Source organism: Croceicoccus bisphenolivorans (assembly GCF_001634625.1).
Classification (GTDB): domain Bacteria; phylum Pseudomonadota; class Alphaproteobacteria; order Sphingomonadales; family Sphingomonadaceae; genus Croceicoccus; species Croceicoccus bisphenolivorans.
Genome location: NZ_LRSE01000002.1, coordinates 190532 through 211925 on the forward strand (window position 1 = coordinate 190532; position 21394 = coordinate 211925).

The 21394-nt window shown below is 65.2% G+C and carries 19 protein-coding genes; 8 read left to right on the plus strand and 11 right to left on the minus strand.

Annotated elements, in window-relative coordinates:
* Nucleotides 1-32: 32 nt before the first annotated feature.
* Nucleotides 33-1439: a succinylglutamate-semialdehyde dehydrogenase gene (gene astD, locus A7A77_RS02545; protein ID WP_066553041.1), complete on the minus strand. Its 1407-nt coding sequence runs from the start codon at nucleotides 1437-1439 to the stop codon at nucleotides 33-35.
* Nucleotides 1440-1748: 309 nt separating this feature from the next.
* Here astD and A7A77_RS02550 point away from each other — a divergent pair, with 309 nt between their 5' ends.
* On the plus strand, nucleotides 1749-4145 hold the full coding sequence (locus tag A7A77_RS02550; RefSeq protein WP_066553044.1) for a putative bifunctional diguanylate cyclase/phosphodiesterase: 2397 nt from the start codon (nucleotides 1749-1751) through the stop codon (nucleotides 4143-4145).
* 185 nt (nucleotides 4146-4330) lie between these two features.
* Here A7A77_RS02550 and A7A77_RS02555 read toward each other — a convergent pair whose 3' ends face one another.
* The 6 genes from A7A77_RS02555 to purC form a co-directional block, all read right to left on the minus strand.
* Nucleotides 4331-5404 carry a calcium:cation antiporter gene (locus A7A77_RS02555; protein WP_066553517.1) on the minus strand — a complete coding sequence of 358 codons (1074 nt, stop codon included), beginning with the start codon at nucleotides 5402-5404 and terminating at the stop codon, nucleotides 4331-4333.
* A gap of 93 nt (nucleotides 5405-5497) precedes the next feature.
* Entirely contained in the window at nucleotides 5498-6175 is a 678-nt protein-coding gene (purQ, locus tag A7A77_RS02560) for a phosphoribosylformylglycinamidine synthase subunit PurQ (protein ID WP_066553046.1), read from the minus strand.
* A 2-nt stretch (nucleotides 6176-6177) separates the two neighbouring features.
* Complete coding sequence (gene purS, locus A7A77_RS02565; protein WP_066553048.1) at nucleotides 6178-6411, minus strand: phosphoribosylformylglycinamidine synthase subunit PurS; 234 nt, start codon at nucleotides 6409-6411, stop codon at nucleotides 6178-6180.
* A 163-nt stretch (nucleotides 6412-6574) separates the two neighbouring features.
* Complete coding sequence (locus tag A7A77_RS02570; RefSeq protein WP_066553050.1) at nucleotides 6575-7006, minus strand: DUF4168 domain-containing protein; 432 nt, start codon at nucleotides 7004-7006, stop codon at nucleotides 6575-6577.
* 280 nt (nucleotides 7007-7286) lie between these two features.
* Nucleotides 7287-10208: a M16 family metallopeptidase gene (locus A7A77_RS02575; protein WP_066553054.1), complete on the minus strand. Its 2922-nt coding sequence runs from the start codon at nucleotides 10206-10208 to the stop codon at nucleotides 7287-7289.
* A 64-nt stretch (nucleotides 10209-10272) separates the two neighbouring features.
* A complete protein-coding gene (purC, locus tag A7A77_RS02580; protein WP_066553064.1) occupies nucleotides 10273-11055 on the minus strand; it encodes a phosphoribosylaminoimidazolesuccinocarboxamide synthase in 783 nt (260 codons plus the stop codon).
* Between the two features lie 191 nt (nucleotides 11056-11246).
* Between purC and A7A77_RS02585 the strand changes: the two genes are divergently transcribed.
* The 3 genes from A7A77_RS02585 (at nucleotide 11247) to A7A77_RS02595 (ending at nucleotide 14310) form a co-directional block, all read left to right on the plus strand.
* Complete coding sequence (locus A7A77_RS02585) at nucleotides 11247-11681, plus strand: MaoC/PaaZ C-terminal domain-containing protein (RefSeq protein WP_066553065.1); 435 nt, start codon at nucleotides 11247-11249, stop codon at nucleotides 11679-11681.
* Between the two features lie 147 nt (nucleotides 11682-11828).
* Entirely contained in the window at nucleotides 11829-13895 is a 2067-nt protein-coding gene (locus A7A77_RS02590) for a TonB-dependent receptor (protein WP_066553068.1), read from the plus strand.
* Between the two features lie 46 nt (nucleotides 13896-13941).
* Nucleotides 13942-14310 (plus strand): winged helix-turn-helix domain-containing protein, encoded by a 369-nt coding sequence (locus tag A7A77_RS02595; protein WP_066553520.1) that lies wholly within the window; start codon nucleotides 13942-13944, stop codon nucleotides 14308-14310.
* On the opposite strand, the gene A7A77_RS02600 is transcribed toward A7A77_RS02595, so the two are convergent.
* The 4 genes from A7A77_RS02600 to A7A77_RS02615 are packed head-to-tail and all read right to left on the minus strand — an operon-like array spanning nucleotide 14307 to nucleotide 17837.
* Complete coding sequence (locus A7A77_RS02600) at nucleotides 14307-14930, minus strand: molybdenum ABC transporter ATP-binding protein (RefSeq protein WP_066553074.1); 624 nt, start codon at nucleotides 14928-14930, stop codon at nucleotides 14307-14309. The two genes, A7A77_RS02595 and A7A77_RS02600, sit on opposite strands and share 4 nt — an antisense overlap.
* Nucleotides 14920-15603 (minus strand): molybdate ABC transporter permease subunit, encoded by a 684-nt coding sequence (gene modB / locus A7A77_RS02605; RefSeq protein WP_066553077.1) that lies wholly within the window; start codon nucleotides 15601-15603, stop codon nucleotides 14920-14922. The genes A7A77_RS02600 and modB overlap by 11 nt, the downstream gene beginning before the upstream one ends.
* Entirely contained in the window at nucleotides 15603-16388 is a 786-nt protein-coding gene (modA, locus tag A7A77_RS02610; RefSeq protein ID WP_066553079.1) for a molybdate ABC transporter substrate-binding protein, read from the minus strand. The genes modB and modA overlap by 1 nt, the downstream gene beginning before the upstream one ends.
* A 45-nt stretch (nucleotides 16389-16433) precedes the next feature.
* Entirely contained in the window at nucleotides 16434-17837 is a 1404-nt protein-coding gene (locus tag A7A77_RS02615; RefSeq protein WP_066553083.1) for a helix-turn-helix domain-containing protein, read from the minus strand.
* A 156-nt stretch (nucleotides 17838-17993) separates the two neighbouring features.
* On the opposite strand from A7A77_RS02615, the gene A7A77_RS02620 reads away from it, so the two are divergent.
* The 4 genes from A7A77_RS02620 to A7A77_RS02635 all read left to right on the plus strand — a co-directional run bounded on the left by A7A77_RS02620 (nucleotide 17994) and on the right by A7A77_RS02635 (nucleotide 21384).
* The gene (locus A7A77_RS02620) at nucleotides 17994-19526 is read left to right on the plus strand and encodes an acyl-CoA carboxylase subunit beta (protein WP_066553085.1); all 1533 of its coding nucleotides are present in this window, start codon (nucleotides 17994-17996) and stop codon (nucleotides 19524-19526) included.
* Between the two features lie 126 nt (nucleotides 19527-19652).
* The gene (locus tag A7A77_RS02625) at nucleotides 19653-20132 is read left to right on the plus strand and encodes an OsmC family protein (protein WP_066553087.1); all 480 of its coding nucleotides are present in this window, start codon (nucleotides 19653-19655) and stop codon (nucleotides 20130-20132) included.
* Between the two features lie 8 nt (nucleotides 20133-20140).
* A complete protein-coding gene (gene mce, locus A7A77_RS02630) occupies nucleotides 20141-20596 on the plus strand; it encodes a methylmalonyl-CoA epimerase (RefSeq protein ID WP_066553523.1) in 456 nt (151 codons plus the stop codon).
* Nucleotides 20596-21384, plus strand: coding sequence for an enoyl-CoA hydratase-related protein (locus tag A7A77_RS02635; protein WP_066553090.1), 789 nt, complete (start codon nucleotides 20596-20598; stop codon nucleotides 21382-21384). Before mce ends, A7A77_RS02635 begins: the two co-directional genes overlap by 1 nt.
* Nucleotides 21385-21394 lie beyond the last annotated feature (10 nt).

Sequence of the window (21394 nt, forward strand, 5' to 3'; positions counted from 1 at the left end):
TCCCGCCAGTCGCACGGCATGTACTTTTTCGCTTAATCGCGCAGACCTGTTGCGATCTCGCCGCCAGGCGTGTCCTGTTCAAGGCTGGCGACCGGCCACGCGCAATAGTCGGCAGCATAGTAAGCGCTGGGCCGGTGATTGCCGCTGAGCCCTATTCCGCCGAACGGGGCATTGGACGCGGCACCGGTCGTCGGACGGTTCCAGTTGACGACACCGGCGCGGCTGCCCGCCCAGAACGCATCATATAGCGCCAGCGTGCCGCCCACGAGTCCAGCCGAAAGACCGAAGCGCGTATTATTGGCGACCTCCATCGCGGTGTCGAAATCGGGCACTCTTTCGATCTTCAGCAGCGGGCCGAACAGTTCCTCGTCCGGCAAGGACAGGCCGGTCACGTCGATCAGCGCCGGCGTCAGGAACGGTCTCTCCCGATCCGGTCGCGTCATCGGGCGCAATGCCCGGCCACCTGCGGCAACGATTGCCGCCGCTCCTGCTTCAAGGCGGTCTGCCGCGCGATTGTCGATCACCGGTCCCATGAACGGTTGCGGCTCGTCGAACGGAGCACCGACGATGATGCGGTCGATCAACGCCGCGATCCGCTCGATCAGGGCATCGGCTTGCCCCTCATCAACAATCAGCCGTCGCGCGCAGGTGCAGCGCTGGCCGGATGAGAGGTAGGCGGACTGCACTACGATGCTTGCCGCCGCGTCCAGGTCTTCCACGTCCCACACGATCAGCGGATTGTTCCCGCCTGCCTCCAGCGCAAGGATCTTGTGCGGGGTATCCGCGTACTGGCGGGCGAGGGCCGAGGCCGTGTTCGCCGAACCGGTGAAGAGCAGCCCGTCCAGCGCCGGATGACCGGCCAGTGCCTTGCCGACAGCGCCGTCGCCCTGCACGACAGTCAACACCCCATCGGGCAAACCTGCATCGCGCCAGCATCCGGCCATGAATTCGGCGACGGCGGGAGTCAGCTCCGATGGTTTGAACACCACCGTGTTGCCGGCCAGCAGCGCCGGGACGATGTGACCGTTGGGCAGGTGGGCCGGAAAGTTATAGGGGCCGAGTACGCCCAGAACGCCGTGCGGTTTGTGCCGCAGAACCTGGCGGATGTCCTGCACCGATCCTTCGCGCGTTCCGGCCCGTTCGGCCTGCGCGGCGATGGAGATGTCGACCTTTCCCGCAACGCTCGCCACTTCGGTCTTCGTCTCCCAGTGGGGCTTGCCGGTTTCTTTCGCGATCAGGACGGCGAAATCGTCCGCCCTTTGCCTCACCGTGTCGCGGAAGGTCTGGGCGATGGCGATCCGGTCGCCCAACGGACGGCGGGCCCAGTCGGTCTTCGCGGCAGTTGCCGCGCGGACGGCGGCATCGACATCGCCGTGCGGGCCGTGCCAGATCACTTCGGCGGTGCACGGGTCGCTTGAAATCAGCTCGGGTTGCGGCATGGTTTCCAATTTCTCCCGGTATCATGACACGCGCCGGTTTCGGTTGAGCGCGCAATATTCTTTCACACTAGCGATGAGCGTTGCGGAATGCACTATGGGCTTGCCGCACCATCCCCGCCATCTGCCGCACGCCGAACTTGTTGTGCTGGCCCGTGCGGTCAAGGCACACGCTGCGGACAGGGTATTCCCGAACGGGGACAGGGCCGTGGTGTTGGATGCCTGACGGTGTTTGCGGATCAGACAGGGTTTGCGGAATCTCTCCGCTCTGTCTTTACCGATAATAAACCTTGATCGGCTTAGCCTGATGCCATGTTGGGCTCACTTCTTTCGCGCAAGAGCGCCGTGCCGGCACCGCAAGCCGATCTTGAGGATGCCTTCGCCGTGGAGGCGCGGCAGGGCATGGCCGCCCGTGTCATGGGCAAGCTGCGCCGCGGGGATGAACGCCCGGGCAGGCTGGTAGGGCTGCAATACGGTGCATTGGCGCGCGGGGCCTGGCTGCGATTCGCGGTCCTGCTCGGCGCCGCGCTTCCCGCCATTTCCATCTGGCAGAGCGCTGCGGGCGCCATGGTTGCGGGCGGCTGGTTCGTCCTCGTCCTGATGATGGCCGCGGCCCTGATGCGGCTGGAACGCACGTTCAGCGATGCCGAACGCCGCCAGCTCGCCGCCGATGAACTGCGCACGCACCTTGCCACGGTCGGTCTTGCCGGCGCGCTTTGGGCCGCGCCGATGATCCTTTTCCCCGAGGCGCTCAGCACGGGGGCGGCACCGCAGTACGCGGTTACCGTCATGCTGCTGGGCGTCTTCGTGCTTTCGCTGTCGGTCGTGCCGACGGCCGCGCTCGTCTTTATCGGCATTTTCGGTGTCGGTGGCGCGATCGGCCCTGCGATCAACGGCGACTTCATGGCCGCTGCCGCGCAGCTGGCCTTCAGCGCTGTGATCGCGGGCGGGGCGCTGGCTCTCTCCCGCCTCTACTTGCGCCTGCGCCTGACAGAGGCGAGCCTTGCCGAGAAGGCGGAAACGGTTTCTCTCCTGCTTCACGAGTTCGAGGAAAACAGCGCGGACTGGCTGTGGAGCGTGGACAGCTCCCGCCGGGTGCGCGGTGTTTCTCCCCGTTTCGCCCACGCCTTGCAGATGCACCCGCACGAAGCTGACGGCCAACCCCTTCTGCGCCTGATCGCGGGCGAGGGGTGGGAAACCGGCGCGCTGCCTTCGTCCCTTCGCGACCTTGCCGAACGCCTGAAGCGGCGCGAGAGCTTCTCCAACCTGATGGTCCGCGTGAACGTCGGCGGGCGCAACCGCTGGTGGGAGCTTTCGGGCACTCCCAAGCATGACGAACACGGCCAGTTCTCCGGCTTTCGCGGGGTTGGTTCCGACGTCACGGAACAGCGCGAATCCGCCGAAAAGATCGCCCAGCTTGCGCGCTACGACCAGCTGACCGGCCTGCCGAACCGCATGATGCTGACAGAGGCGCTGGGCACGGCGCTCCAGCGCGCGGAACAGTGGCGCACCCGCTGCGCCTTCCTGATGATCGACCTCGACCGGTTCAAGGCCGTGAACGATACGCTTGGCCACCAGATCGGTGACGAACTGCTGGCGCAGGTTTCGCGCCGCCTGCGTGTCCTGATGGGTCAGCACGACACGTGCGGCCGCCTGGGCGGTGACGAGTTTGCCGTCGTCATGGCCGACGTCAACGATCGCAATGCGGTTGACCGGATGGCCCATGCCATCATCGACGTATTGAGCAAGCCTTACGACGTCGACCACCACACCCTTTACGTCGGCGCATCGGTCGGCTCCGCAGTCGGCCCGCGTGACGCGCGCACGGTGGAAACGCTGATGCGCAATGCCGACCTTGCGCTCTATCGTTCGAAAGACGAGGGCGGCGGCAGCCACTTCGCCTACGAACCGCAGATGCACGCCCATGCGGAAGAACGCCGCAAGCTGGAATTCGCGCTGCGCCATGCGCTTGAACGCGACGAGCTGACGCTGGCTTTCCAGCCGGTCGTCGATGCGATGAGCGAGCAGGTGATGAGCTTCGAGGCGCTGATTCGCTGGAACTCGGCCGAGTTCGGATCGGTCAGCCCCGCCAAGTTCATCCCCATCGCGGAAGACACCCGCCTGATCGTGCCGATCGGCGAATGGGTGCTGCGCCGCGCTTGCGAGGAAGCAGCGCGCTGGCCGAGCAACATTCGCATCGCGGTGAACGTTTCGGCAGAGCAGATGCTGGACGCCAGCTTTGCCAGCACTGTCGTTTCGGCACTGGCCAGCAGCGGCCTTGCCGCCGAACGGCTGGAACTGGAAGTCACCGAATCGATCTTCCTGCGCGATGGCGGCGCGGCGCAGAACACGCTGCAGCAGATCCAGTCGCTGGGCTGCGGCATCGCGCTGGACGATTTCGGCACCGGCTATTCGTCGCTGGGATACCTTCGCAACAATCGCTTCACCACGATCAAGATCGACCGCAGCTTCGTGCAGGGCGCGGCGAAGGACAGCCCGGAATCGCTGGCCATCATCCGCGCCGTCGTCGCCATGGCCGACGCGCTGGACATGACGACCACGGCGGAAGGCGTCGAAAGCGAACGCGAGCTGGACCGCATCCGCCAGCTTGGTTGCACCAAGATCCAGGGCTTCCTGTTCGGCAGGCCGATGGGCGCGATGGAGGCAGCGGCTTTGCTGGCGCGGGACGCGGACCGCAAGATTGCGTGATACGCGCGAAAGGGTGACAAAGGTTACACCCTGTCACCCGGCCTTTAACACGGAAAACCGCTCATTCGTGCGGGCTTGCGCGGTGCCGTGACGGGTGACACCTTGCCTTGGGGATCCGGACGATCTGAAAGAGCGGCAGCGACACTGACAGGCTGTCACTCTGTAGGACAGCGCCAATTCGGCGCTTACGGCACCACGGTCGTAAACAGGTAGACGCCGAATATCACCAGATGCACTGCGCCCTGCAGCACCGTGGTGCGCCCCGTTGCCAGCGATTGCGTCGTCACCAGCAGGGTCAGCAGCAGCAGAACAGTGCCCTTGCCGGTCAGGCCCAATGCGATGGGCAGGTCTATCATGATCGATACGATGGCGACCGCCGGAATGGTCAGCCCGATCGTCGCCAATGCCGAGCCGAGCGCGAGGTTCAGGCTGGTCTGCAACCGGTTGGCAAGCGCGGCGCGGGTGGCCGCGATCCCTTCGGGGGCGAGCACCAGTGCCGCGATCACGACGCCGACCAGCGCCTTGGGAAGACCGGCGGCGGCAACCGCGTCGTCCAGCGGTTTCGACAGCCCCTTGGCCAGCAGCACGACAGAGGCGAGGCTGACCACCAGCAGCGCCAGCGAGATCAGCGCATTGCGGCGCGTTACGTGACCGCCGCCTTCTTCCGTGTCGCCTTCCACCGAGCCTTCGGGCCGGAGGAAATAGTCGCGGTGGCGCACCGTCTGCACCATGACGAAAGTGCCGTAGAGGAACAGCGAGACGATCGCCACGAAGATCAGCTGCGGCGCGGCATAGACCGGCCCCGGCTCGCTGACGGTGTAGTTGGGCAGGACGAGGCTGAGCACCGTCAGCGCCGACAACACGGCCAGTGCGGCGCTGACGCCGGTTTGCTGGAACGACTGTTCGTGGTGTCTGATGCCGCCGATCAGCAGGCAGACGCCGACCAGCAGGTTGAGGATGATCATCACCGCCGCGATCACCGTGTCGCGCGCCAGCGTTGCCGCCCCTTCCGCCGCGCCAAGCATCAGCGTGACGATCAGGCCCACTTCCAGTACGGTGACGGCAAGGGCCAGGATCAGCGTGCCGAACGGCTCGCCCAGCCGGTGGGCGATGACTTCGGCATGGTGGACCGCGGCCATGACCGTTCCGGCCAGCGCCACGCCGGTAAGGACGACAGGTGACTGCCCGCCAAGGGACAGGGCGACCACCGCGATGGAAAGCAGCGGCCATGCCGTGGGCAGGTATGAAAGAAGGCGCATCACCCGTGCCATAGCCGGTTGCGAAGCCCTGTCAAAACGTGCGTCGACCAATGCGGCACTGGCACCGGTAATCCGCCCGTCGCGATGCTCCGCTCAGGCTACCGAAAGCCCTTCGAACACGCTTTCGAACATGGCGAGACCGTCGGTGCCGCCTTGTGCCGCCTCTATCATGCGTTCGGGGTGCGGCATCATGCCCAGCACGTTGCCGGCATGGTTCAGCACGCCCGCGATGTCGCGCGCGGAACCGTTGGGATTGTCGGCATAGCGGAAGGCGACGTGGCCTTCACCCTCGATCCGGTCCAGCGTCGCCTCATCGGCGTAGTAGTTGCCGTCGTGATGGGCGACGGGGATCAGGATTTCCTGTCCCGCCGAATACTTTGCGGTGAACAGAGAGGTATCGTTGCCGACGATCAACGGCACTTCGCGGCAGACGAAGTGGATGCCGGCATTGCGCATCAGCGCGCCGGGCAGCAGGCCGGTTTCGGTCAGCACCTGAAAGCCGTTGCATACGCCCAGCACCGGCACGCCGCGCGCGGCGGCATCCGCCACGGCGCGCATGATCGGGCTTTTCGCGGCCATCGCGCCCGAACGCAGGTAATCGCCATAGGAGAACCCGCCCGGCACCGCGATGAAATCGATGCGATCGGGCAGGGCGGCATCGCCGTGCCAGATGCGCGTGGCGGGCTTGCCCGAAACCGCTTCGATCGCGACCGCCATGTCGCGGTCGCAGTTGGAGCCGGGAAAGGTGATGACGCCGGCGGTGAAGGCCATGGTCAGCCCACCTTCTCGATACGGTAGTTTTCGATCACCATGTTGGCGAGAAGCTTGCGGCACATGTCGTCCAGCGCCTCGTCACTCGTGTCGTCGGCGACGTCCAGCGCGATCAGGCGGCCGGCGCGCACGTCGTTGACACCGGAAAAGCCCAGCCCCTCCAGCGCGTGGTGGATGGCGCGGCCTTGCGGATCGAGCACACCGGGCTTGAGGCTGACGTGGACGTTGACCTTCATCGAAGGGCCTTTCGAAATTGTCTGGCGGGGACTCGTGCGCGCCTATGCCCGTAACGCGCGCCGGGCACAAGCGAGGCGGGCGCCTTGCCGTGGAATAGGCCAAAAAAAGGAGGCTCCGGCCATCGGACCGGAGCCTCCCGCATGGGTGTATCGGTGTGCCCGATCAGCCGCCGGCCTGTTCGTCCGTGGCGGTTTCGCCTTCTGCTGCGGCAGTGGCGGTTGCTTCGGGCGCGGGGCGGCGTGCGAACGCTTCGGCCAGGCGACCCTTCAGCGTTTCGTCGCTCTGCGACTTGCTGGCGATTTCGTTGAAGCGCACGGCGTCAAGACCGCTGGCCTGAACGGCGGTGACCATTGCGGCCTGCTTGCCTTCGGCGTCGAGAGTCGCGTCCTGGGCGATCTCGTTCACCTTGATGGCGGCGCCGGCGAACTGGTCCAGTTCGGCATCGGTGATCGGTGCGGCTGCTTCGGGTGCGGCTTCGGCTGCCGGTGCGGCTGCGGGGGCTTCCGCTGCCGGTGCGGCGGCTTCTGCCTGCGCGAAAGCCGGCGTCGCGGCGAGGGTGCCGGCCAGCGTCGCGGCGGTCAGAAACTTCTTCATGGTAACAAAACTCCCGTCTGAAAATCCGGTTGCTTTGTTACGGGGCAGAGACAGTGCCGCAACGGAAGGGTGGACGAACCGTGCATGAATGGCGATGAACCGTTTTGCCATCATGAACCGCCACTGAATAAAACCTAATATAAAGTTAGTCGTGATTGTCTATTTGACCTATATTGATAAATATAACTCTATTATAAGTAGTATATAAATATGCACCGATCTGTTTTGTAGAAATATATCCTGACAATAAACCGAGCCAACTTCAGCGTTTTGTCTTCTGTTACTTCACGTCCGGCTCTGTCGCGCCTTGCGGAATCGCGATGATCTCCACCGCGCCGCCATCCGGCAGCCAGCGCCGCGCCACCGATTGCAGGTCGGCAGGCGTGATCGACGCGATCCGGTTCCGGTATTCGGCAAAGCGCGCCAGACGGTCCGCACGGCTTTGCGCGCGATCGACGAGCGAGAGCCAGCCCGCGTTGTTCTTCAGCGCATTGTCGTACTGATCCAGCAGCGGCTGGCGTGCCCGCAGCAACAGGTCGTCCGAAACGGGCGCATCGCGCAACTGGCGCATCGAATTGTGGATCGCGGCAAGCGATGCCGGAACCGCGGCGGTGTCCACGCCCACGGTGATCACGAAAAACCCGAAATCGGGGTAGGTCCGGCTCATGCTGCTCGTCACACCGGGGGAGTAGGCCTGGCCGAGCCTTTCGCGCAGTTCGTCGTTCAGCACGACTTGCCCGACCTTTTCCAGCAGCTCCAGCCGCGCCGTCAGCAGCGGATCGGAATCGTCCGTCGTGGGGTAGAACGCGCGGATCATCGCCTGGTCCGCCTCTCCGCCATGGCGCACGAACACCGGTCCGCGCCGCGCAGTGAAGCTGCGCTTGCGGGCTTCGGGCCTGCCGCGGAAATCCGGCTCCCGCACCGGCAGCGCGCCCAGCGTGCGGGCGACCAGCGCGATCGCCGCGTCCTCTTCGATGTCGCCCACAATGCCGATCTCTATCGCGCCGTTTTCGAACCGGTCCTCGACGATCCGGTCGTAGGTCGCGAAATCGAGCGACTGATACGCGGCGATCGGCTGGATCGTGTAGCGCGGATCGCCGTCGGAGATGATTTCGAACTGGTGCGTGCCGACGCTGGCGCCCGGTGTCGCTTCCTGCCGCGCGAAACGGTCTGGCAAAGACCGGCGATAGGCCGCGATCGCTTCGGGCCGGAGGCCCGGATCGGTCAGGAACGCGCTGAACAGTTCAAGCTGCAGGCCAAGATCGCGCGGCGTTGTCGTGCGCGTGCTGACCACGGCATCGCCATAGGCCGAGAGGCCGACGCCGACATTGCGTCCGGCAAGGATAGTGTCGAGATCGTCGGCACTGTGCTTGCCAAGGCCGCCTGCGGGTATCTGCCCGATCAGTTCGGTGACCAGCGGGTCCTGTTTCGTGTCGAGCAGTTGCCCGCCGTCGACATGGATGCGCACGCGCACGCGGTCCGCCTCTAGATCCGTGCGCTTGATGTTGAGCCGGACGTTGTTGGCGAAAGTGACTTCGCGAATGCCGAATACGGGATCGCGGCTATCCGCCACGACGGTGCCGGGGGTGCCGAAATCGGTATAGCCGAATTCCTCCACAGCAGGCGGGGTGACATCGCCAAGCGGGGCCTGCATCGCCGCGTTCCATGCACTGCGCAGTGCAGTAGCGCCGCCTTCCGGTTCGCTGCGGCCCGAATAGCGCAGCATCGCATTGTCGAGCGGAACCGCTTCGTCTTGCAGCGCCGCCAGCACGGCATCGGGCGTGAACGTATCCTTCAGCGCCAGCAGCTGGGCGAGCGAATCGCTGGCCAGTGTCGGGATGTCCCCGTCCTCGAACAGGTCCAGCACGTCGCTGGTGATCGCCCGGTTCGTGCGGGTCGCTTCGCCCGCGGCGGCATCCTCGTAAGCCGCGATCAACCGGCCGAGCTGTTCGTCCACTTCGGCCTGGCTGAACCCGCCGGCAAGCGCGCGGCGATATTCGGCGACGGCCGCGTCCATCCCGCGCTTCCACGTGCCCTCGCTCGTATCGACGACAAGGCGCGTCACGCGGCCCACGCGGAAGATGTCTGCCGTGCCGAAGCCCGCGGACTTGAACGGCGGGTCCTCCAGCCGTGCCAGCCGCTTCATCCGGCGGTTGACGATGGCATAGCCCAGCCAGCGCAGCGCTTCGGTCTGGCGCGTTTCCAGCGTGTCGGGCGCAAGCTGCGCCTCGCCCTGCCGCGTTGCGCTGACGCGCTCGGAAAGCGCGGGGTTCAGGAAGATGTCGACCGCCGGTTTGCGTGCGTTGTCGATCCGGCCATAGTTGCGATCGGGCACGGTGGGCGTGTGCGCCTGCCAGCTGGCGAAATGCTTGCGGATCGCGGCTTCCACCTCGTCCGCCGGATAGTCGCCGACGACGGTCAGCACCGCGCGTTCGGGGCGGTAATTGCGGGCCCAGAAAGCGCGCAACCCTTCCGAAGTTGCCCCTTCGATCGTTTCCAGCGTGCCGATCGGCATCCGGTCGGCATAGGGCACGTCCGGCGATTCGAAAGCCAGCCGGTCTACCACGTCGGCAAAGGTATAGGTGTTGCGATCGCGCCGTTCGGACAGGATGATGCCCTTTTCCCGCTCCACCGCCTCTGGCGTGAAGAGCAGTTCGCTTGCCGTTTCGCGCATCAGCATCAGCGCGGTATCGAGGAGGGGGGCATCGTTGGTCGGAAGGCTCAGCTGATAAAGCGTGCCGTCGAACCCGGTGGAGGCATTGGTGTCGGCGCCGAATTCCAACCCCTTACGCTCCAGCAGGGCGACCATCTCGCCCTCCGGCACGTTGGTCGATCCGTTGAAGGCCATGTGCTCGACAAAATGCGCAAAGCCTTGTTCCGGCCCCGCCTCGTCAAACGAACCGGCATCGTAATGCAGGCGCACTTCGGCGGTGCCCTGGGGTGTTTCGTTATGCCGGATGGCGTAGGACAGACCGTTCGCCAGCCTGCCGAAGCGGACTTCGGGATCGGGTTTCAGATCACTGGCGGCGAGCAACTGCTCGAATGGCGGCAGGCCCGATTGCGCATCGACCGCGATGGCGGGGGCAGGGGCGTCTGCAGGGGGTGTCGTGGCGACGCCGGCGCACGAAGCGGCCAGCGCGGCGGCGAAGGGAATGGCGAAAAGGCGAGCTAACCGGCTGCGGCGGTTTGTTTTGTCAGGCACCGTCCGGTTATATGCCGTTGCGCGGGTCGATCAACCCGCGCGACGGCAGGGCGGGGGACGAAACCTACTTCTTGCCCCGCAGCTTGCGATGGTGCGCGATGTCGGCAACCTCGCTCGGCCCGTCTTCCTGCAGCACGCCAAGGCGGCGGGCCACTTCCTGATAGGCGTCTTCTTCCCCGCCGAGATCGCGGCGGAAACGGTCCTTGTCCAGCTTCTCGTTCGTGGCCATGTCCCACAGGCGGCAGCCGTCGGGGCTGATTTCGTCGGCAAGGATCACGCGGGAATAGTCGCCGTCCCAGATGCGGCCGAATTCCAGCTTGAAATCGACCAGCCGGATGCCGACAGCGGCGAACATGCCGCAGAGGAAGTCGTTGATGCGGATCGCCATCGACGACATGTCCTGCATTTCCTCGTTCGAGGCCCAGCCGAAGCACGCGATGTGTTCTTCCGCGATCAGCGGATCGCCCAGCGCGTCGTCCTTGTAATAGTATTCGAGCAGGGTGTGGGGCAGCGGCTCCCCTTCCTCAAGGCCGAGGCGCTTGGAAATGGAGCCGGCGGCGACGTTGCGCACCACGACTTCCAGCGGAATGATCTCGACCTGGCGGACCAGCTGTTCGCGCATGTTCAGGCGGCGGATGAAGTGCGTCGGGATGCCGATGTGCGACAGGCGCGTGAACACGAACTCGCTGATGCGGTTGTTGATCACGCCCTTGCCGTTGATCGTGCCCTTTTTCTGGGCGTTGAACGCGGTGGCATCGTCCTTGAAGTACTGGATGATGGTGCCCGGTTCGGGGCCTTCGTACAGGATCTTGGCCTTGCCTTCGTAGATCTGGCGGCGACGCGACATGGGCGTATCTTTCTGCTTCAAATACCAAGCCCCGACCTTGCCGGCTGCCCCGACGGGGTCTGCCTGACGATGCCGGGGCGTCCTTGCCTCGGCCTATAGGCGAAGCGCGTGCAAAAGCAAAGCGGCTCGCTTGCACCTGTGCCGCGACGGGGCTTAGCCTTTCTTGACGAGTGCGAGAGGGAGGCGGGCCGATGGCCAAACCGGACGGGCAAACGGGTGGTGATGCGGCATATGTCTCCGACTGGATCGAGGTGCCGCAGGACTTGATCGACCAGTTCGCCGACCTGACCGAGGACTGGAACGCCATCCATGTCGACGAAGCTGCGGCGCGGGCCGCGGGGCTGCCCGGCACCATCGCGCACGGCTTTCTGGTGCTGTCCCTGCTGGCCCCGCTGGCCAGCGACAGCGGGCTGCCGGTCGCCGACGGCAACCTCAATTACGGATTCGATTCGGTGCGCTTTATCTCGCCGGTGCCTGCGGGCAGCAGGATTAGGGCCACGTTCCGGCCTGTCGGGGAAGAAGTGACGGCAAGCGGAACGCGCCGCACCTTCGACGTACTGGTGGAGTGCGAGGGCGCGGCGCGGCCCGCGATTGCCGCGCGCTGGATCCTGTTCCACCCCGGCTAGGCCCTGAATCGGGTAGCTATTGATAATCGCTCTCAAATTTACTGTTGAAATTGCAAATCGGTCGCATTAGTGGCTCGGCGTATCAGGGACATCGGCGCCGCCGCAAAGGGACGTGCATCAGGCGCCTGCAAACACGAGGGGAACCCGATGCAGAACCACGCCAGCCTTCGCGGCTGTGTCATCGCCGCTGCCGCCATCGCGCTGCTGCCTGCCACCGCCCATGCCAACACTTCTGCCGTTGCCGCCGATGCTGGCGAAATCGTCGTGACCGGTGAATCGCTGGGCTACCTCGCCATCGATTCGGTGACCGCGACCAAGATCGACACTCCGCTGCTGGAAACGCCGCAGACGGTGAACGTCGTTACTGCAGAACAGATCGCTGACCAGGCGATGCGTTCGATGGAAGACGTGCTGCGCTACGTGCCCGGCGTCACCATCGGGCAGGGCGAGGGCAACCGCGACCAGATCACCCTGCGCGGCCAGAACACGACTGCGGACTTCTTCCTCGACGGTGTGCGCGACGACGTTCAGTACTACCGCAACCTCTACAACATCGAGCGGGTGGAGGTGCTGAAGGGCCCCTATGCCCTGATTTTCGGTCGCGGCGGCGGCGGCGGCATCGTCAACCGCGTGCAGAAAGCGCCGGGCGCGGACAAGGCGTTTGGTTCGGTGCAGGGCGGCGTGAACACGTTCGGCGCATGGGAAACCAGCGTCGATGCGAACCTGCCGATGGGAGAAACCGCCGCATTCCGCCTGAACGGTTTCTACGAGGAACTGGCCAGCCACCGCGATTTCTATGACGGCCGCCGCTTCGCGGTGAACCCGCATGTCGCGGCAGAGCTTGGCGACTGGCGCGCATCGCTGTCCTATGAATATGTCGACGATGACCGCACGACCGATCGCGGCATCCCCAGCCTGGACGGGGCGCCCGCACCGGGCCTGCGCGACTTCTTCTTCGGCACCGACGGCGTGAACCGCACCGAACTGGAAGCGCACATCGTGAAGGCGCGCCTTGACGGGCAGCTCGCCCCCGGCCTGCGCTCGACGACGACGGTACTCTATGGCGATTATGACAAGTACTACCAGAACGTCTATGCGAACGGCGCGCCGAACCCCGACACTAACGAGGTGGCGCTGGCCGGTTATCGCGACCCGACGCAGCGCGAGAACTTCATTGCGCAGACCAACCTGATCGCGGACTTCGCCACCGGCGGCATCGGCCACAAGGTTCTGCTCGGCCTTGAATACGGCGACCAGCAGACGGCGAACCAGCGCTACGTTTCTTCCGCTTCGCTCGGCACGCTGGATATTGACGATCCGGTTCGCCCGAATGCGGTGTTCGATACGCTGTCGCGCAACCGCACCAGCGACGTCACGTTCTTCAGCGCCTATGCGCAGGACGAGATCGCGCTGGGGGCGATGTTCGACCTCATCCTCGGCGTGCGGTTCGACCGCTTCGAGATCGAGGGCGAGGACATCGCGGGCGACTTCCCGTTCGAGCGGACGGACGAGAAGTGGAGCCCGCGCGCAGGCATCGTCTTCAAGCCGCAGGACGGGCTGTCGGTCTATGCCAGCTTCTCGCGCAGCTTCCTGCCGCGCGCTGGCGACCAGTTCACGAACCTGACCCCGTCGACCGCCAACCTCGCACCCGAAAGGTTCGAGAACATCGAGGCCGGTGTGAAGTGGGAAGTGCAGCCCGGCCTTGCCGTGACCGGCGCGATCTTCCGGCTGGACCGTACGAACACCACCACGCCGGATCCGGCCGATCCGGCCAATTCGATCAACGTGGGCGAAACCCGCACCAAGGGCATCGAACTGGGCATCGTCGGCGAAGTCATGCCCGGCTGGCAGGTCAGCGGCGGCTATGCCTATCAGGATGGCTACATCCGCGGCCTGTCCGATGTGAAGCTGGCTCAGCTGCCGCATCACCAGGCATCGCTGTGGAACCGCTACGACTTCAACCCGTCGGTCGGGATCGGCCTTGGCGCGGTCCACCAGTCGAGCCAGTACGCATCGATTTCCAACAGCGTGCGGCTGCCCTCGTTTACCCGTGTCGATGCGGCGCTGTTCTATTCGATGGACGATCGCGTCGAATTCCAGGTGAACCTCGAAAACCTGCTCGACGAGACGTATTATTCGAGCGCGCACAACAACAACAACATCATGCCGGGTGCGCCGCTCAACGTGCGTTTCACCGCCCGCGTGAAGTTCTGATCCACCCCGATTGCCAGCCGGGCCATCGCGCCGCATGATTGCGGGCATGGCCCGGCTGAAAACAAATCTGAAGATCAAGGTGCAGCTCTACTGCGGCGATGAAATCGCCATGGGGCCGGGCAAGGCCGACCTGCTTGTCGCCATCGCGCGGGAAGGGTCGATCTCTGCCGCCGCACGCACGATGGGCATGAGCTATCGCCGTGCGTGGCTGTTGGTCGATGCGATGAACCGCTGCTGGTCAGAACCGCTGGTTGCGGCAAAAGCGGGCGGCGGGGCGCAAGTTACCGATTTCGGCAGTGATGTGCTCGATTTCTACCGCGCGGTGCAGGCACAGGCCGAAGGTGCGGGCGAGGGGCCGGAAATAGCGCGGCTGGAACGGCTGATCCGCGCCGAACCACTGCCGGCGAAGGCCTAGGCCAATTCCACGACTTGCGCGGCCAGCCGGTCCACTTCGGCGCGGTCGTGGCTTACGTAGAGGATCGGCAGGGCAAGATCGTCGCGGATGCGTTCGATCACTTGCAGGATGCCGTCGCGCCGGTTCTCGTCGAGCGAGGATAGCGGCTCGTCCATCAGCAATGCGCGCGGGCCGGACAGCAGCGCCCGCCCGATGGCCACGCGCTGCGCCTCTCCGCCGGACAGCGTGCGCGGTGTGCGATCCAGCAGGGCGGTGATGCCCAGGAAGTCCGCCGCTTCGGCCAGCGTCATGAAGCGTTGTGCGGGCGGCGCCAGCTTCCAGCCATAGGTAAGGTTGCCCTGCACCGACATGTGCGGGAACAGGCGACCGTCCTGAAAGACATAGCCGCAACCGCGCCGTTCCGGCGGCAGGGCAATACCGGCAGCGGCATCGAACAGCGTCTCGCCAGCAACGCGGACATGGCCCGACGATGGCCGGACAAGCCCGGCAACGACGTCGAGCACGGTGGTCTTGCCCACGCCGGAGGGGCCGAACAGGGCGGTAATGCCCGATGCGGGGGCGATGGTGACGCTGACCGTGCGGTCCCCGCGCGGCACCTCTATCGCAAGGTCAAAGGACATGACGCCCGCCCTTGCGAACCAGCCATTCGGAAACCAGCAGCGCCGCCAGCGACAGTACGACGGAGGCGATGGCAAGGCGCGTGACGCTGTCCTCCGCCCCCGGCACCTGCAGCGCGGTATAGATCGCCAGCGGCAGCGTGCGCGTTTCCCCCGGTACGTTGGAAACGAACGTGATCGTCGCGCCGAATTCGCCCAGGCTGCGCGCAAAGCCCAGCACCATCGCCGCGCCAATGCCGGGCAGGGCCAGCGGCAGGGTGATCGTGGCGAAGGCACGCCATGCGGTTGCGCCCAGCGTGCGGGCCGCGCTTTCCAGCCTGCGGTCGATCGCTTCCAGCGACAGCCGGATCGCGCGCACCATCAGCGGCAGTGCCATGATCCCCGCCGCCAGCGCCGCGCCAGTCCAGCGGAACATCAGGGTCGTGCCGAACAGAGCTTGCAACGCGCGCCCGCCCGCACCGGACTGGCCGAAAAACAGCAGCAGCAGCCAGCCCGTCACAACCGGCGGCAGCACCAGCGGCAAGTGGACCACGGTGTCCAGCAGCATCCGGCCCGCAAACCGCTTGCGCGCCAGCAACCACGCCAGCGCGAAAGCCAGTGGCAGGGTCAGCAGGATCGCCGCCGCCGCCACTTTCAGGGACAGGGCGATGATCGCCCATTCGGCGCCAGTGGGCATCAGGGCTCTATCGCCGCCGTTGCCGGGCCGAAGCCGTGGCGGGCGAAGATCTCCTGCCCCTCTTCGGACAAGAGGAAGGCGCGAAACGGCTCTGCATCGGGGTTGCGCGAACGGGCAAGAATGGCCAGCGGATAGCGGATCGGCACGTGGCTTTCGTCAGGGAAAGTGCCGACCACGCGGACATTTTCATCGGCCTGCGCATCGCTGCCATAGACGATGCCCAACGGTGCATCGCCGCGCCCCACCAGCGCCAGCGCGGCGCGCACGTCTGCGGTTTCGGCCACGCGGTCCTTTATTTCTTCCCATACGCCAAGGGTGATCAGCGAGCCCTTGGCATAGCGACCGGCGGGAACGGCGACCGGATCGGCCAGTGCCAGCCGACCCTCCCCGATAGCCTTGCGCCAGCCGCCCTTCGCGGGAAAAAAAGCGACCTCGCTGGCCAAGGGAGCGATCAGCACCAGCGAGTTGGTGGCAAGGTTCGCGCGCGATCCTTCGCGCAGGGATACTTCCTGATCCAGCCAGTCCATCCACTTCTCGTCAGCGGAAAGGAACACGTCCGCAGGCGCGCCGACCGCGACCTGCCGGGCCAGCGCGCCCGATCCGGCGAAGGACAGGACCGGTGCGGGATGCCCCTTCGCGGTCCATGCCGCGGCCGCGTCGGTCATCGCTTCCTGCGTGCTGGCGGCGGCAAGGACGAAGGGGCCGGTCGGCTCAGGATCCGACCCGCAGGCCGACAGGGCGAGAGCGAGGACGGGGGCGAGGAGACAGGCAAGCAGCGATCGCATGCCTGCCTGATAGCTATATACGGCGGGATATAAAAGAGGTGCAGGCTAGGCGATGTCGTATGGCACTGTCCCGCGCCGGTCGCGGTTGACGACAATGGCGCGGTCGCCGGGCGGAAAGGCGCGCTGGTCACAGTTCTCGCGCGGGCAGATGCGGCAACTGGTGCCGATGGGCGTGGCGGCGGCGCGGGCCGCGATGTCGAGGCCGTCGGCATAGATGAAGCTGGCGGCATGTTCCGCCTCGCACCCCAGCGCCACGGCAAAGCGGCGCGGCGGGCGGGCGAAGCTGCCCGATGGTTTCACCAGCCCCTTCGCCATCGACACATACCGCACCCCGTCCGGCATTTCGGCCAGCTGGGTCAGGATGCGGTCGGGAATGGCCACTGCCTCGTGCACGATCCACAGCGGGCAGGCCCCGCCAAAGCGGGCGAACTGCAATGGCGTTGCCGAGTGTCGCTTGGTGATGTTGCCCGCCATGTCGACGCGGCAGAAGAAGAACGGCACCCCGCGCGCATCGGGCCGTTGCAGGGTGGAAAGCCGGTGGCAGGCCTGCTCGAAACTGACGGAGAAGCGCCGCGTCAGCCGGTCGATATCGTGGCGTTCGGCAAGGGCGGCGGTGCGGAACGATTCGTATGGCATCAGCAGCGCGCCGGCGGCATAATTGGCAAGGCCCACGGCCAGCAGGGCGGCGCTCGCCTCGCTTGCCAGTTCGGACATCGCGATCACCAGCGCGATTTCGTCCGCCAGGGCGACTTGCGCCAGTTGATGGGCAAGCTGGAACCGGCGCGTGGCGGCGGGCTGGGCAGCATCGAGCAGCAGGCGATAGCCGTCGAAAGAACGCAGCCGGTCGCCCTCTGCCATTGCCACGTCGAAGCCGTATTCGCGTTTGGCCAGCGCGGCCATCGCCTCGAACGACGGTGATGCGCCATCGCGGGCCAGCCGCTGCGCCAGCGCTTCGGCGGCGCGGTCGACCACGTCGATATAGTTGCCCGCATCGTGGAACCAGTCGCGCACTTCCTCCCACGGCAGGCGGCCCGCATCGTGCGAACCCGCGCCCAGCGCCTCGTCCAGCATCTGCAGCCGCTCGCCTGCGTCGCGATAGGCGCGGTGTAGCGCGACGAAGCGTTCGGCAAGGTGGGGCATCTGGCGAACGGCGCGGCTGGCCAGCCCTTCGTCCAGCGGCTGTGCGAAGATCGGATCGGAAGCCGCCTGCATCAGCGCCTCTGCCCGCGCGTCGCTGCTTTCGCCGGCGATATCCTCCCGCTCCATGCCGAAGCGGCGGGTCAGGGTGGCAAGGATCGGTGCGGTCAGCGGGCGCTCGTCATTCTCGATCTGCGAAAGGTAGGAGACGGAGATCGACAGCGCCTTGGCCAGATCGGCCTGCTTCATGCCGTGCCGGTCGCGCAGGGTGCGCACGGACTTGCCCGCGAAGATGCGTTGCGCCTTGCTCATGGCGAGTGGTTTAGCGCTTCGCGAAAGTTTTGCAAAACCTTTAGAAAACATTTTGCAAATTCACATTGGACACTGCGCGAACGGAGGCACATACGCTCGGTTCAACCGGCCCGCGCGTGCAGCGGGCACCCGGATACGGGGTAGAGGGAGCCGAGAATGTCCGCCAATATCGCCGAAGTCGAACGTCGCCGCGCCGCTGCCAAACTGGGTGGCGGGCAGAAGCGGATCGACGCGCAGCACGCCAAGGGGCGCCTGACCGCGCGCGAACGGCTGGAAGTCCTGCTGGACGAGGACAGCTTCGAAGAAATCGACATGTACGTGGAACACAACTGCGTCGATTTCGGCATGGACGAAACGCATATTCCCGGTGACGGCGTCGTCACCGGCAGCGGCACGATCAACGGTCGCCTCGTCTATGTCTTCTCTCAGGATTTCACCGTTTTCGGCGGCTCGCTTTCCGAACGCCATGCGCAGAAGATCTGCAAGGTGATGGACGCCGCAATGAAAGTCGGCGCGCCGGTCATCGGCCTCAACGACAGCGGCGGCGCGCGCATTCAGGAAGGTGTCGCATCGCTGGGCGGCTATGCCGAGGTGTTCCAGCGCAACGTGCTGGCATCGGGCGTGGTGCCGCAGCTTTCGCTCATCATGGGGCCTTGCGCGGGCGGCGCGGTCTATTCCCCGTCGATGACCGACTTCATCTTCATGGTGGAGGACAGCAGCTACATGTTCGTCACCGGCCCCGACGTGGTGAAGACGGTGACCAACGAGGTCGTGACGCAGGAAGAACTGGGCGGCGCATCGACGCACACCGTGAAGTCCGGCGTTGCCGATCTTGCGTGCGAAAACGACATCGTCGCCCTGCTGCGCGCGCGCGACTTCATGGACTTCCTGCCATCCTCCAACCGCGAGGACGTGCCCGAACGCCCGTCGAGCGATCCGTGGGACCGCATGGAGGACAGTCTCGACACGATCATTCCGGCCAACGCCAACCAGCCCTATGACATGCACGAAGTCATCCGGAAGACGGTGGACGAGGGCGATTTCTTTGAAATCCAGCCCAAGCACGCGGCGAACATCATCTGCGGTTTCGGGCGAGTAGAGGGGCGCACTGTCGGTATCGTCGCGAACCAGCCGCTGGTGCTGGCAGGCGTGCTCGACATCAATTCGTCGAAGAAGGCGGCGCGGTTCGTGCGTTTCTGCGATGCGTTCAACATTCCGATCCTGACCTTCGTCGATGTTCCGGGCTTCCTTCCCGGCACCGCGCAGGAGCATAACGGCATCATCAAGCACGGCGCGAAACTGCTGTTCGCATATGCCGAGGCGACCGTGCCCAAGATCACCGTCATCACCCGCAAGGCATATGGCGGGGCATACGACGTCATGGCGTCGAAGCATCTTCGCGGCGATCTCAACTATGCATGGCCGACCGCCGAAATCGCGGTGATGGGCGCAAAGGGCGCGGTGGAGATCATCTTCCGGCAGGACCGCGACGATCCGGACAAGATCGCGCAGAAGACGAAGGAATACGAAGACCGCTTCGCCAACCCCTTCGTCGCAGCAAGCAAGGGCTTTATCGACGAGGTGATCATGCCGCATTCGACAAGGCGGCGCATCGCGCTGGGCCTGCGCAAGTTGCGCAACAAGGCCTTGGAAAACCCCTGGAAGAAGCACGACAACATTCCGCTTTGACCCGGCGCAATGCGCCATCGCCCGAGTTGGGAGCAGGAACGCCCCACTGGCGAACTCCGCCGGCGCGTCGCTTCAATGCCATGAGGGCAGGATGGCGCTGGAATCAGGTTTCGAAAGGTGATTGCAATGGGTGACTACAAGGCAACCGTGCGCTGGCAGATCCGCGACGGCGAGGTTTTCACGACCAACCGCTACAGCCGCGCGCACCACTGGCATTTCGATGGCGGCGCGGTCGTGCCCGGATCGGCGGCTCCCGGCTACCTTCCGGCGGCGCTGATCGACGAGAGCGCCGTCGATCCCGAAGAGGCGTTGCTGGCTGCGGCGGCGAGCTGCCACATGCTCTACTTCCTGGCCTATGCCGCCAAGGACGGGTTCTCGATAGAGAGCTACACGGACGAGACTGTCGGCCATGTCGAAAAGAACGAGGCTGGCGATCCGTGGGTTGCCACCGTGGTGCTGCGCCCCGACGCGCGTTTCGTGGGCGAAAAGCTGCCCACCCGCGCAGAGATCGACGAACTGCACTACCGTTCGCACAAGTCCTGCATCATCGCGAACTCGCTGAAGAGCGCGATGACCATCGAACCCGTTTATGGAGGCGCCGCATGACACTGGCCATGAAGCTGGGACGCATGAACCACCTCGGCTATGCCGTGCCCGACATGGATGTCGCCATCGCGCATTACCGCGACGTGATGGGTGCCGAAGTTATCACCGAACCCTTCGACCTGCCCGAACAGGGCGTGAAGGTCTGTTTCGTGAACACGCCCGGATTTGGGCAGGGCCATGACGGTACCCACGGCACGCAAGTCGAACTGCTTAGCCCACTGGACGAAAACTCACCGGTCGCGGGCTTCATTGCCAAGAACCCGCTGGGCGGGCAGCATCACGTCTGTTTCGAAGTGCCCGACATCGCCGCCGCGCGCGAATATTTCGAAGGGATCGGCAAGCGCATCCTGGGCCCCACGCGTATCGGCGCGCACGGCACGCCGATTTTCTTCGTCCACCCGAAGGACATGATGGGCATGCTGACCGAGATCATGGAAACCCCGAAGGACGGGGCCGCGCACTGATGTCCTACGACTTCATCACGTCCACCACCGAAGGCGCGGTCACGACGCTGGCTCTGGCGCGGCCGGACAAGCTCAATGCGATCACGCCCAACGTCTTTGCCGAACTGACCGCCGCGATCGAAGCGGGGCTGGCGGCCGGCACGCGCGCATTCGTGCTGACGGGCGAAGGGCGTGCATTCTGTTCGGGTGCGGACCTGATGCCCGACGGTGCGGGTTACGATGGCCTGCCCGAAGACCTCGGTCGGATCATCGATGAACACTACAACCCCTTCACGAAGCTGCTGATGGACCTGCCGGTGCCGCTTGTCACCGCGATCAACGGACCGGCTGTGGGCGCGGGGCTCAGCCTTGCGCTGGCGGGCGACATCGCGGTGATGGCAAAGGGTGCGTACCTGCTGCTGGCCTTCGTCAACATCGGCCTTGTGCCCGATGCGGGCGCGACATGGCTGGTTGCATCCAGCGTCGGGCGGCAGCGGGCGATGAAGATGGCGCTGCTGGGCGAAAAGATATCGGCGGACGATGCACTGGCCATCGGCCTTGTCGCCGAAGTGGCCGACGACGATGCGGCGCTTGCCCGCGCGCAGGAAATTGCGGCGCGGCTGGCGGCTGGCCCTTCGAAGGCCATCGGCATGATCCGCCGGCAGGTGAACGCCGCGGTCGAACAGTCGCTGGCAGACAGCCTCGACACCGAACGGGACAACCAGCGCGCGGCTGGCTTTACCAAGGACTTCAAGGAAGCGATCGCCGCATTCGGCGAGAAGCGCAAACCCCAATTCAAGGGCCGCTGAGGCTGCTGAA